This is a genomic window from Stenotrophomonas sp. GD03777 (assembly GCF_029842485.1).
In the GTDB taxonomy this organism is placed as follows: domain Bacteria; phylum Pseudomonadota; class Gammaproteobacteria; order Xanthomonadales; family Xanthomonadaceae; genus Stenotrophomonas; species Stenotrophomonas sepilia.
This window is the reverse complement of record NZ_JAOCGL010000112.1, coordinates 1-11,575: the sequence shown is the minus strand read 5'-3', so window position 1 is coordinate 11,575 and position 11,575 is coordinate 1. Positions and strand designations below refer to the sequence as shown.

The 11,575-nt window shown below is 65.6% G+C and carries 10 protein-coding genes and 1 pseudogene; 6 read left to right on the top strand and 5 right to left on the bottom strand.

From position 1 onward, the window contains the following. Window positions 1-22 precede the first annotated feature (22 nt). A complete protein-coding gene (locus tag N5E02_RS17830) occupies window positions 23-1,000 on the bottom strand; it encodes a zinc-binding dehydrogenase (RefSeq protein WP_065179191.1) in 978 nt (325 codons plus the stop codon). A gap of 433 nt (window positions 1,001-1,433) precedes the next feature. Between N5E02_RS17830 and N5E02_RS17825 the strand changes: the two genes are divergently transcribed. From N5E02_RS17825 to N5E02_RS17810, 4 genes are all read left to right on the top strand, one after another. Beyond that, a complete protein-coding gene (locus N5E02_RS17825) occupies window positions 1,434-3,797 on the top strand; it encodes a ribonucleoside-diphosphate reductase subunit alpha (protein WP_262219936.1) in 2,364 nt (787 codons plus the stop codon). A 71-nt stretch (window positions 3,798-3,868) separates the two neighbouring features. Beyond that, window positions 3,869-4,909 (top strand): ribonucleotide-diphosphate reductase subunit beta, encoded by a 1,041-nt coding sequence (locus tag N5E02_RS17820; protein ID WP_005416944.1) that lies wholly within the window; start codon window positions 3,869-3,871, stop codon window positions 4,907-4,909. Window positions 4,910-4,934: 25 nt separating this feature from the next. After that, window positions 4,935-5,402, top strand: coding sequence for a flavodoxin (locus tag N5E02_RS17815; protein WP_080375118.1), 468 nt, complete (start codon window positions 4,935-4,937; stop codon window positions 5,400-5,402). Further along, window positions 5,374-5,700, top strand: coding sequence for a thioredoxin family protein (locus N5E02_RS17810; protein WP_005416939.1), 327 nt, complete (start codon window positions 5,374-5,376; stop codon window positions 5,698-5,700). The genes N5E02_RS17815 and N5E02_RS17810 overlap by 29 nt, the downstream gene beginning before the upstream one ends. Before the next feature lie 86 nt (window positions 5,701-5,786). On the opposite strand, the gene N5E02_RS17805 is transcribed toward N5E02_RS17810, so the two are convergent. Then, window positions 5,787-7,118, bottom strand: coding sequence for an Nramp family divalent metal transporter (locus tag N5E02_RS17805; RefSeq protein ID WP_139727243.1), 1,332 nt, complete (start codon window positions 7,116-7,118; stop codon window positions 5,787-5,789). A 117-nt stretch (window positions 7,119-7,235) separates the two neighbouring features. Between N5E02_RS17805 and mntR the strand changes: the two genes are divergently transcribed. Next, complete coding sequence (gene mntR, locus N5E02_RS17800) at window positions 7,236-7,700, top strand: manganese-binding transcriptional regulator MntR (RefSeq protein ID WP_005416934.1); 465 nt, start codon at window positions 7,236-7,238, stop codon at window positions 7,698-7,700. A gap of 78 nt (window positions 7,701-7,778) precedes the next feature. Here the strand turns inward: mntR and N5E02_RS17795 are convergent, their stop codons facing one another. The 3 genes from N5E02_RS17795 to fabR all read right to left on the bottom strand — a co-directional run bounded on the left by N5E02_RS17795 (window position 7,779) and on the right by fabR (window position 11,410). After that, window positions 7,779-8,327, bottom strand: a complete 549-nt coding sequence (locus N5E02_RS17795) for a thioredoxin-like domain-containing protein (protein ID WP_065185719.1) — start codon at window positions 8,325-8,327, stop codon at window positions 7,779-7,781. Then, on the bottom strand, window positions 8,317-10,476 hold the full coding sequence (locus N5E02_RS17790; protein WP_279946564.1) for a TonB-dependent receptor: 2,160 nt from the start codon (window positions 10,474-10,476) through the stop codon (window positions 8,317-8,319). The genes N5E02_RS17795 and N5E02_RS17790 overlap by 11 nt, the downstream gene beginning before the upstream one ends. Before the next feature lie 277 nt (window positions 10,477-10,753). Further along, entirely contained in the window at window positions 10,754-11,410 is a 657-nt protein-coding gene (gene fabR, locus N5E02_RS17785) for an HTH-type transcriptional repressor FabR (protein ID WP_005416927.1), read from the bottom strand. Between the two features lie 53 nt (window positions 11,411-11,463). Here fabR and N5E02_RS20945 point away from each other — a divergent pair. Then, a pseudogene (locus N5E02_RS20945) lies at window positions 11,464-11,575 on the top strand (ferredoxin reductase); the annotation flags it as partial.

Below are 11,575 nucleotides of genomic sequence, written 5' to 3'. Positions count from 1 at the left end.
TCTGACCCCGGTTGTCCGGCCATCACGGCCGCAGCAGCACCTTGCCGTTACGGCCCGAACCGGCGCCCGCCTTCGCCGCTTGGGCGATATCGTCCAGCGCGAAGATCTGCTCCACCGGCAAGGTCAGTTCGCCGCTGGCCGCGCGCTTGAGCAGCTCGCCGACCAGCCGGCGCTTGTCCTCCACCGCCATCGCCTGGCTGACCTTGCTGCCCCAGAAGCCCTTCACCGTGGCCTCCTTGTAGATCAGGCCGCCGGCGGGAATGTGCATCGGTTCGCCACTCATCACACCGAACGACACCAGCGTGCCGTGGTGGCCGAGCAGGTCGACCAGATCGCCACTGGCGTCGCCGCCGATGGAATCCACTGCGGCCGCGGCCTGTGCTTCGCCGGTCGCCTCACGCACGCGATCCTTCCAGCCGTCCACCGAGGTGTCGAATACATGATCGATGCCCAGCGCCTGCAACTGCGCTACGGCCGCGGCATTGCGCACCAGGTTGGCCACGTGCACGCCGCGCGCCTTTGCCAGCATCGCCAGCGACTTGCCGACCGCGCCGTTGGCGGTGTTCTGCACGATCCACTGGCCTGCTTGGACGTGCAGGAATTCCAGCAGCATCAGCGCGCTCAGCGGCATCGCGATCAACTGTGCGGCCATCTCGTCCGGGATCGCCTCCGGCATCGGAATCACCATGCGTGCCGGTGCGACGAAGGCCTCGGCCCAGGTGCCGTGCACCGAGGCGGCGGCTACCCGCTGGCCGATCTGCAGGCCGTCCACGCCATCGCCGAGTGCATCGACCACGCCCAGTGCTTCACTGCCACCGATCGCCGGCAATGTCGGCTTGTACCCGTAGAGGCCACGCACGGTCAGCAGGTCGTGGTTGTGGATCGAGGCCAGCACGGTGCGGATGCGCACCTCGCCGGGGCCGGGCTCGGGCAGGGCGGCATCGGCAATGGCGAGGACGTCGGCCGGGTTGCCGAAGGAGGAGTACTGGGCAGCGCGCATGGGGCGGTGTTCCGGGGAAAGTGGATGTTGTACCGAACTGGGGACGCAGGGCATGTCGACAAGGCGTCGCCGCTGCAACACGGCATCCTGCGACTGATCGTCGCGGCATGTCGTGATTACCGCATCTTGTGTTGACGGTGCGCGTCATCCCCACTATGTTGTGGCCGTCACTCCCGGTCAGCCGCCGCCGCCGGACATGCAGCAAACGTCCCGCGGCCCACCCCTGAAGGCTTGCCGTGTCGACGCGGCCGCCATCGTGCGGACGCAGGTCGCCCCCCACGGCCCGGATACCGGCCGCAGGCGCAGGCAGATGCCGACGACCTACGTTCCCGCACCCTGGCAATCCACCCGTTCGCCCCGTGCGCCGGTATCGCGTCCAGGGCCGCCATGGCATCGAGCGCCAATGCGCGTGCGAGCCTGGAGTTTCACCACCATGACCGACAGTACCTTCCGCGTGGCCGATCCGGCCGGCGCTGGCGACGCCTTGCGCGCCGGTGGCGAGCGCGTACCGACCTGGATCACCAAGGAGGCCGGCAACCGCCGCCTGCCGTTCGACGCCGAGCGCCTGCAGCGCAGCATCGATGCCGTGCATGCCGAGTTCCCGCAGCTGGATGTGAGCGACTACCGCCGCGTGGTGCAGGCAATGGTCGAGCGCAAGCCCAGCATCAGCGCCGATGACCTGGTCGATCTGTTGATCCGCGAGGCCGAATCGCGGGTGGACCTGGTCGCGCCCGAGTGGGAACAGTTCGCCGCGCGCATCTACCTGCGCCGCCTGTACAAGCGTGCCAGCCGCAACCGCTTCTACGATGTCAGCCTGAAGTACGGCTCTTACGTGGGCCTGCAGGAAAGCCTGGCTGACCGCGGCATCTACAGCAACGACATCCTGCGCTGCTATTCGAAGGAAGAGCTGCAGCAGGCCGGTGAGATGATCGATCCGGAACGCGACCGCCTGTTCGCCTACAACGGCCTGTACCTGCTGGCCACCCGCTATCTGGCCAGCGACCGCAGCCGCGAGGTCTATGAACTGCCGCAGGAGCGCTGGCTGACCATTGCGCTGTACCTGATGCAGGAGGAAAAGCCGCGCGAACGCCGCATGCAGCTGGTCGGCGAGGCGTACTGGGCGCTGTCCAACCTGTACATGACGGTGGCTACGCCGACCCTGGCCAACGCCGGCAAGGTGGGCGGCCAGCTGTCCAGCTGCTTCATCGACACGGTGGACGACAGCCTGCAGGGCATCTATGACTCCAACACCGATATCGCGCGCGTGTCCAAGCACGGCGGCGGTGTTGGCGCCTACCTGGGCTACGTGCGCAGCAGCGGCGCACCGATCCGTGGCGTGGCCAACTCCTCCGGCGGCGTGGTGCCGTGGATCAAGCAGCTCAACAACACGGCGGTGTCGGTTGATCAGCTTGGCCAGCGCAAGGGCGCAGTGGCGGTGTACCTGGACATCTGGCATCGCGACATCGAAGCCTTCATGGACCTGCGCCTGAACAACGGCGACCAGCGCCTGCGCGCGCACGATGTGTTCACCTCGGTGTGCGTACCCGACCTGTTCATGGAAGCGGTCGAGCGCCGCGCCGACTGGTACCTGTTCGACCCGCACGAGGTGAAGCAGGCCAAGGGCTGGTACCTGCAGGACTTCTACGATGAGAAGCGCGGTTCGGGCAGCTTCCGCGACCGCTATGCCGAGCTGGTGGCCGATGAGAGCATCAGCCGCCGAACGGTGAAGGCCATTGATCTGTTCAAGCGGATCATGCTCAGCCAGCTGGAGACCGGCAACCCGTTCCTGTTCTACCGCGACGAGGTCAATCGCAGGAATCCGAACAAGCACGCAGGCATGATCTATTCCAGCAACCTGTGCACCGAGATCCTGCAGAACATGAGCCCGACGCGGATGATCCAGGAGATCGTCAGCGGCGACCAGATCGTCACCACGCGCCGCGCCGGTGACTTCGTGGTCTGCAACCTGTCCTCGATCAACCTCGGCCGGGCAATCAGTGCGCCGGATGACCTGCTGGCCACCGATGTGCTGGAGCGCCTGATCCCGATCCAGGTACGCATGCTCGACAACGTGATCGACCTCAATGCGTTGCCGGTGCCGCAGGCCACGATCACCAACCGCAAGTACCGCGCCATCGGCCTGGGCACGTTCGGTTGGCACCACCTGCTGGCGCAGCAGGCGATCCAGTGGGAATCTCCGGATGCCGAAGAATTGGCCGACCGTCTCTACGAACGCATCAACTTCCTGACCATCCAGGCCAGCGCGCAACTGGCGCAGGAGAAGGGCAGCTACCCGATGTTCGCGGGCAGCGACTGGCACAACGGGCGCTACTTCCGTGACCGCGACTACACTGGCGCCGCATGGGACAGCCTGGCCCGCGAGGTCGCCACGCACGGCCTGCGCAACGGATGGCTGCTGGCCGTGGCGCCGAACATGAGCACCGCGCAGATTGCCGGTTCCACCGCTTCGATCGACCCGATCTACAGCGCGTTCTACTACGAGGAGAAGAAGGACTTCCGGCGACCGGTGGCAGCACCGGGACTGTCGCTGGAGACCTGGCCGTACTACGAGAAGGGCGCCTACAAGGTCGACCAGTTCGCCAGCGTGCGCCAGAACGCGCGCCGCCAGCGGCATGTCGACCAGTCGATCAGTTTCAACCTGTACGTGCCCAGCACCATCCGTGCGAGCACGCTGCTGGAGCTGCACCTGAGCGCCTGGCGCGAAGGCCTGAAGACCACCTATTACGTGCGCTCCAACGACATCGACATCAGCGAATGCGAGTGGTGCGCCAGCTGACCACCGGCGACCCACGGTAGTGCCGGCCGCTGGCCGGCAACACGATAGAAAGAGAACGAAGGCAGAAGCCCATGGCAACCCCCCTCGACCGCATCAAGATCCTCGAACCGCGCCATCCCAACCGCAGCACCGGCATCATCAACGGCCAGACCAGCGGCATCCTCAACTGGAACGATATCCCGTACCCGTCGTTCTATCGGGCCTACAAGGAGCTGTCGACCAACTTCTGGATTCCCGACGAGGTGGACATGAAGCTGGACGCGCGCCAGTACGGCGAGCTGTCAGGGCGCGAGAAGAACGCCTACGACTCGATCATCGGCCTGCTGGCCACGCTGGATTCGCCACAGACGCGATTCATCTACAACGTGGCCGAGTACATCACCGACCCGGCTGCACATGCCAACGCGGCGATCATCGGCCAGCAGGAAGTGATCCACAACGAGAGCTACAGTTACGTGCTGGCCTCGATCACCGACCTGCCGAACCAGAACCGGATCTTCGAGATCGCCCGCACCCACCCGACCATCATCAAGCGCAATGCCCCGATCATGGGTGCGTACGACGACTTCATGCGCGAGAAGACCGCCGAGACCCTGCTCAAGTCGTTGATCCAGTCCTCGATCCTGGAGGGCATCAATTTCTATTCCGGGTTCGCGTACTTCTACAACATGGTGCGGCAGAACCGCATGAACGGCACCGGCAAGATCATCAGCTTCATCAATCGCGACGAGCTGGCCCATACCAAGTTCATCAGCGAGCTGATCCGCGCCATCATCGGCGAAAACCCCGAGCTGCAGACCAATGAGTTGACCGCCTATGTGCACCAGTCATTCGAACATGCCATCGAGCTTGAGACGCAGTGGTCGTCGGAGGTGCTGGATGGCATCGATGGCATCGACGTCGACGAGATGGTGCGCTACGTGAAGTACCGTGCCAACAAGATGGCCGGCATGCTCGGCATCGAGCGCCTTTACAGCGACACCACCGACAACGTGATGCCTTGGATCAGGGCCTACGCCGACAACTTCACCGAGACCAAGACCGACTTCTTCGAGATGCGCAATGCAAGTTACAAGAAGACCAACGTCGACAACGGCTTCGACGACCTCTGAGCCCGGCACCGCGCTGAGCATCCTGATGGTGGTTGCCTCCTTGAGCGGCAACACCCGCGAGCTCGGCCGGCAGATCGCCGAGCGCTGCCGCGCCGCAGGTCATGCGGTGCACTGGCAGGAGGCCGACGACCTGCGGCAGGCGCCGCCGCTGGCTGCCGGCGAGGCCGACCTGGTGCTGCTGGGCTGCTGGACCGACAACGCCGGGCGCACGCCAGCGGAGATGAAGGCGTGGGTGGCTGGCATTGCCGAGCGCGGTCAGCAGCCACGCCAGCTGGCGGTGTTCGGCACCGGCGAAACGCAGTGGGGGCAGGAGTACTACTGTGGTGCCGTGCACCGGCTGATCCGCTATTTCCGCAGCGACTACCCGCCGCTGGAGATCGAACAGATGCCGCATGGCGAGCGTCATGCCGAAGCCATCGACGCCTGGACCGATGCGGTCCTGGCCCACTACTGGAGCAACCACGATGCAGATCATCGACGCCACCACGCCTGAGCAGTTCCAGCAGCTGCTGGCCGAGCACCCGCGGGTGCTGGTGGATTTCCACAAGGACCAGTGCCCCGGGTGCCGGATGCTGGAAGTGTCGCTGCACCGCGTGGCCAACAGCGTGGCGGGGCAGGGCACCACCTTGCTTCGCGTGCAGCTGGAAGTGCTGGGTGAGGCGTTCTTCAGGGAACTGGGGCTGCGGCAGACGCCGACGCTGTCCCTGTTCCGTGATGGTAACGAACGCACGCGCCTGGCCGGGTTCCAGTCGCCGCAGCAGATCGAGGCCGCGATCGCGTTACATTTGTAGAGCCGAGCCATGCTCGGCTGCTGTTCGTGCCGGGTGCGATGAGTCGAGCATGGCTCGACTCTTCAACGGCGCCTTGGCATTTCACGCTATGCGCCGTTGAAGGTATCCACCAGCAGCTTCACGTTCAACACCACGATCACCAGCGCGATCACCCAGGCGATCGCGCCCAGCCAGCGCGGGGCCACCAGCGCCCCCATCGTCACCTTGTCGGTCACGATCCGCACCAGCGGGATGATCGCGAACGGCAGCTGCATCGACAGCACCACCTGGCTCAGCACCAGCAGCTTCACCGCGCCCTGGTCGCCGAACAGCAGGATCACCACCACCACCGGAATGATCGCCAGTGCGCGGGTGATCAGCCGTCGCAGCCACGGCGGCATTCGCAGGTGCAGGAAACCTTCCATCACGATCTGGCCGGCCAGCGTCGCGGTCACCGTCGAGTTCAGGCCGGAGGCCAGCAACGCGATCGCAAACAACGTCGCCGCCACGCCCACGCCCAGCATCGGCGCCAGCAGCTGGTGCGCCTGCTCGATGTCTTCCACGTCGAAACGACCATTGGCATGGAACACCGCCGCCGCCAGGATCAGGATGCTGGCGTTGATGAACAATGCGAGTGTCAACGCGAGAGTGCTATCGGTAACCGCCCAGCGCAGCGCACTGCGGCGGCCTTCATTGGTACGCGGGTAGGCGCGGGTCTGCACGATGGACGAATGCAGGTAGAGATTGTGCGGCATCACCGTGGCACCGATGATGCCGATCGCGATGTACAGCGCGTGCGGATCGGTCACCACCTGCGCGCGCGGAATGAAGCCTCCCAGCACCGCCATCACTGGCGGCGCAGCCATCGCGATCTGCACCACGAAGCAGGCGAAGATCACCATCAGCAGCGCGATCACGAAGGCTTCCAGCGCACGGAAGCCGCGGTTCATCAGCAGCAGCACCAGCAGCGTATCCAGCGCAGTGATCACCGCGCCCCAGAGCAGTGGCAGGTCGAACAGCAGCTTCAGCGCGATCGCGGTGCCGATCACCTCGGCCAGGTCGCAGGCGATGATCGCCGCCTCGCACAGCGCCCACAGCGCCAGGTTCACCGGCTTCGGGTAGCGGGCGCGGCAGGCCTGCGCGAGGTCCATGCCGGTGGCGATGCCGAGCCGTGCCGACAGCGCCTGCAGGATCACCGCCATCAGGTTGGAAATGAGGATGACCGACAGCAACAGGTAGCCGAAGCGCGAACCGCCGGCGAGGTCGGTGGCCCAGTTGCCTGGGTCCATGTATCCGACCGAGATCATGTAGCCCGGACCAAGGAAGGCCAGCAGGCGGAACCACCAATGGCCCTTGTCGGGCACCGCGACCGAGGCGTTGAGCGCACCCAGGCTGGCCGGAGTGGAGGCCGAAGGGTCGCGGGGCGCCAGGGTGTTCATGGGTCCGAATATAGCTCCTGCTATAGTCATTAGCAATATGAAACAATCGTCTTTATCGCGTTACTGGTCCAGAATTCAGGTTCAACACTGGATCACCCCGGAAGGACAGGCGCAGGCGTGGGCAAGACCGACGATTCGACATCGCTGAAAAGCACCCCCTTGATCGAGGCCGAGCGCCAGGTCGAGAGCTTCCGGCAAGTGCGCGAGGCGCACCGGATGGAACTGGTGGAGGACTATGTCGAGCTGATTTCGGACCTGCTGGCCGATGGCGGCGAGGCCCGCCAGGTCGACATTGCCACGCGCCTGGGTGTGGCCCAGCCCACCGTGGCGAAGATGCTGCGGCGCCTGGCCCGTGATGGTTGGGTGGTGCAGCGGCCGTACCGCGGCGTGTTCCTGACCCCGGAAGGCGAGGCGCTGGCCCATGCCAGCCGCCAGCGGCACCAGACCGTGGAGCGTTTCCTGCTGGCGCTGGGCGTGGACGCAGACACCGCGCGGCGCGATGCGGAGGGCATCGAACACCATGTCAGCGAACAGACGCTGGCGTTGTTCGAGGCATTCGTGCGCAGGGCCGAGGGCGGCTGAGCCACGTTTCCTGTAGAGCCGAGCCATGCTCGGCTGCTGTTCGCGCGATGACAGGGAGCATCCACGCATGGCGTGGATCTACAATCCAGGCGGGCAGCGCGCCTGCTGTTGCGCGCACGCGCGTTTCGTCCATTCCTTCAACACTGGCTGCAGGCCTTCATAGCGCCGGCCCTGCCATCCGTTGGCCAGCACCTTCCCATCCGCATCGATCAGCACCAGGTTCGGTGGTCCCAGCCGGGCCAGTGCCTGCAGTGCGGGCATGCGCGCGGCGCGGCGCGGGTCCAGTACCGGCCACGGCATGTCCTGCGCGTGCATGTAGCGCCGCAATGCAGCCTCGCTCTCATCCAGGCTGACGTACACCACTTCGGTATCGGCGCCGGTCTCGCGCAACGCGTCGCGCACACTGCGCAGCGTGGGTACGAAGGCATGGCACGGTGCACACCAGTCGGCGCCGAAGTACAGCGCCACCAGCTTCGGTGGCGGCGACCATTGCATGGGCCGCAGTGACCGCTGTTCTGGCCGCATCAACGAGGCGGCGACCTGCGCGTGCAGGTCTGCCGCCATCGCCGGTACGGCCAGCAGGAGCGCGCCGGTCAGCAACAGCGTCCGCAGTGCTTCAGAACGCATAGCGCAGGTTGAGGTACCACGAGCGCGCGAAGCGCGGCCCGTAGACATAGTCGCTGTCCCGCAGCGCGCCCACTTCGAGGTCCTTCTGGCGCTGGTCGAATACGTTCTTGACGCCCGCAGCTACCGACACTTCCTGCTGCGCCTGTGCGCCCAGATGCCGGTGCCAGCGCGCACCAAGGTCGGTGACCAGGAACGAACGTGTGCGGTGCAGCTCGCCCAGCCGGTTGTTCAGCACCGACATCGGCCCGGTATGGCGCAGCGCGACGAAGGTCTCCCACGGTTCGGCCGGAATCCAGCTGAGCTGTGCCAGGCCGGTCCAGCGCGGTGTCTTCAGGTAGTCGCGGCTTTCGATCACGGTGTCACCGCCGTCGCCGGTGTCATCGAAGATGCGCTGCGGTTCGCGGAAGCGTGAGCGGTACCACGAGGCACCGGCGGTCAGGCGCCACTGCGGCGACGGCTGCCAGCCGAGGTTGGTTTCCGCGCCCAGCACGTTGGAGCCGGAAGCGTTGTAGCGCAGCTGGCTCAGCTGGCCGTCATCGCCGCGCTGGATCTCGCCCAGCGCGAAGGTGTCGCGGATGCGTGCATAGGAGGCGGTGGCATCCCAGCTCCACACCGGATTGGCCGGGTCCGAACGCCAGTCGAAGCCGAACAGGGTGGTCAACGCGCGTTCCTCTTTCAGACCGTCCGTGTTGCGCACGCGCACCTGCTCGCCACCCAGCGTATCGACATGCACGTCCTCGACGAAGATCTCCGGGGCACGGAAGCCGGTGGCGATGCCGGCGCGCCACTTCAGGTTCGGGGTCGCCTGCCAGGCCAGCGCGATACGCGGCGAGAACACTGCGCTGTCCAGTTCCGAGCTCTTGTCCACGCGCGCACCCAATACCAGGTCGACGTTGTCGCGCAGGCTCCACTCGTCCTGGATGAAGGCGCCGATGTTGTGGAAGGTGGCGTCTTCCAGCACCGCCAGGCGCTGGCCATCACCGGTACGGTTGTCGTCGCCCAGCGCCTCGTGCTTGTACTGCACACCGAAGGCCAGTGCATGCGCGCCCAGCCGCCAGTTCAACTGGCTGTCGATGTAGTGCAGCGGGTTGTGGGTGTGGCCGTACTGGCGCCATGAACGCGAGGCCGCGCTGCCGGCCAGGTTGCGGTCAAGCTGCAACGGGTCATGGCCGGGCGCCGAGGGATCGGTGACCACGTCGCCCAGGCCGCCGTAGAAGCTGTCGCGGTCGATGTCGGCGAAGGCGTAGGCCAGGCGGAAATCGACGTCGGCGGTGATCTCCTGGTCCCACGACACACTGCCGCGGCGGTATTTCGTATCCAGCGATTCGGCGATGTTGGCCAGGTACTCTGGCTGGTCCAGGCGATTGCCGCCGCGGCGGGTTTCATCGGTCACCTGCAGGTCCAGGCGCAGCCGCGTGCCCGGCGTGGGCGCGTACCAGGCCTGCAGCCCGCCGACCTTGAGGTTCTTGCGGGTGATCTCGGTGTAGCCGTCACCGTTGTAGTCGATGCCGTTGTTCCAGCTGCGCTGGGCAATCACCGACAGACCGGCGTCTGCGTCCTTGGCGACCAGGTCCAGTCGAATGTCGGCGTTCTTCTGAGGTGTACCCTCCAGCACATCCACGCCGGCCTGCACATGGCCGCCGCTGCGCGCCGGCAGCGGCGGAATCAGGTTGATCACACCGGCAACCGCGCCCGGTCCGTACAGCGCCGATCCACCGCCCTTGACCACTTCGATGCGGTCGACGAACCCGGCCGGGATCTGTTCCAGGCCGTACACGCTGCCCAGCGTGGACAGCAGCGGGATGCCATCGAACAGGAGCTGGTTGTAGGCGCCGGGCAGGCCCAGCAGCTGTACTTCGCTGGTGTTGCAGTTCTGGCAGTTGCTCTCCACGCGCAGGCCGTTGATCAGCTCGGCGGCGCGCGAGAAGTCGGTGGCCGCGCGCAGCGCGATGTCTTCCTTGCGCAGCACTTCCGTGCGGATCGGCACGTCCGACAGCAGGCGTTCACTGCGCGTGGCGGTGCTGACCTTGACCTGCACACGGTCCAGTTCGGTCGGTTTCGGAGTGTCAGCCAGTGCAGGCAGCGGCAGGGCCAGGGCAATGGCGGCGGCCAGCGGCAACCTTCGGAAGCGGTGGGGGATAGAGCACATGAGGGCGTCGTCCTTGGGGGAAGAAAGGCGGCGAGGGCGACCTGGCTGATGCATATGGAAGCAGCGGCTTATCAATATAGCAAGTGCTATATAACGAAGCCGCAGCAATTCCGAGTGGAGCGCCGGCCGGGTCAGATCAGGGAGTGTTATAACATTACATAAAACAACCACAAACCTGCCGGTGGTCATGTCCGGAGGATGGAGTTGCCGTGTGGGCAGTGAGGTTGGGGTCAGAGCCCTTTCCTTTGGAAAGGGATCCGACCCCAGGGCGCGATCGTCAGCCGCGGCGGAATGCGGCGGGCGTGCGGGCGCCGACGATGATCATGCGGATCATCGTGGAGATCTGTTCGACCAGCTCCGGATCCTTCTCCGGAGGCAGGTCCATGGCGGTGGCGCCCATCGCGAACACCAGCCGGGTGATGGCCTTGGCTACCAGTTCCGGAGCGTGCAGCACCGCGCCATCCAGTGCGGCCAGGCGCACCAGGTCGTGCTGCAGCTCTTCCTCGAAATAATGCAGCTCGCGCTCGACTGCGTGCTTGAAGTCGTCCGAGCCGACCGCGCCTTCGCGCAACAGCACGTGCAGCAGCTTGTCGTCGGCGCGCAGCTGTTCCATGAAGGTCTCCACCGAAACCCGCACCACGCTGGTGGCGGTGGAGGTGGCGCGCTGGCGGGCCTCGCCGATGATGGTGCGCAGCGAGCGGCCGGCTGCGTCGATCAGCGCTACGGCCAGTTCGTCCATGTCGCGGAACTGCCGGTAGAAGCTGTTCGGCGCGATGCCGGCCTCGCGTGCCACTTCGCGCAGGCTGAGCGTGGACAGGCTGCGGTGCGGCCCGATCAGCTTCAGGGCGGCGGCCAGCAGATCTTCGCGGCTCACCGTACGGCGGGCCGGGCTGTTGGCATCTTCAGGCGTCGACAAGACGGTGGCGGCGGCCATGACGGTTCCGGTGGGGCGAGGCTGAATCATACCCAATCCGGTTCAATATACACATGTATACACAGGTGTATGTGCGCCCGTATAGTGCGCCCATGAGCGCTGTCGTCCGTCCATCCCTGTTCTCTCCGTACCGCTGGCTCTCGCCGTCGCTGTTCGATTTCTGGG

What these genes read in the sequence shown, in the direction of transcription:
- N5E02_RS17830 (WP_065179191.1), bottom strand. Translation starts at nt 1,000, where the DNA reads ATGCGCGCTGCCCAGTACTCCTCCTTCGGCAACCCGGCCGACGTCCTC.
- N5E02_RS17825 (WP_262219936.1), top strand. Translation starts at nt 1,434, where the DNA reads ATGACCGACAGTACCTTCCGCGTGGCCGATCCGGCCGGCGCTGGCGAC.
- N5E02_RS17820 (WP_005416944.1), top strand. Translation starts at nt 3,869, where the DNA reads ATGGCAACCCCCCTCGACCGCATCAAGATCCTCGAACCGCGCCATCCC.
- N5E02_RS17815 (WP_080375118.1), top strand. Translation starts at nt 4,935, where the DNA reads ATGGTGGTTGCCTCCTTGAGCGGCAACACCCGCGAGCTCGGCCGGCAG.
- N5E02_RS17810 (WP_005416939.1), top strand. Translation starts at nt 5,374, where the DNA reads ATGCAGATCATCGACGCCACCACGCCTGAGCAGTTCCAGCAGCTGCTG.
- N5E02_RS17805 (WP_139727243.1), bottom strand. Translation starts at nt 7,118, where the DNA reads ATGAACACCCTGGCGCCCCGCGACCCTTCGGCCTCCACTCCGGCCAGC.
- N5E02_RS17795 (WP_065185719.1), bottom strand. Translation starts at nt 8,327, where the DNA reads ATGCGTTCTGAAGCACTGCGGACGCTGTTGCTGACCGGCGCGCTCCTG.
- N5E02_RS17790 (WP_279946564.1), bottom strand. Translation starts at nt 10,476, where the DNA reads ATGTGCTCTATCCCCCACCGCTTCCGAAGGTTGCCGCTGGCCGCCGCC.
- fabR (WP_005416927.1), bottom strand. Translation starts at nt 11,410, where the DNA reads ATGGCCGCCGCCACCGTCTTGTCGACGCCTGAAGATGCCAACAGCCCG.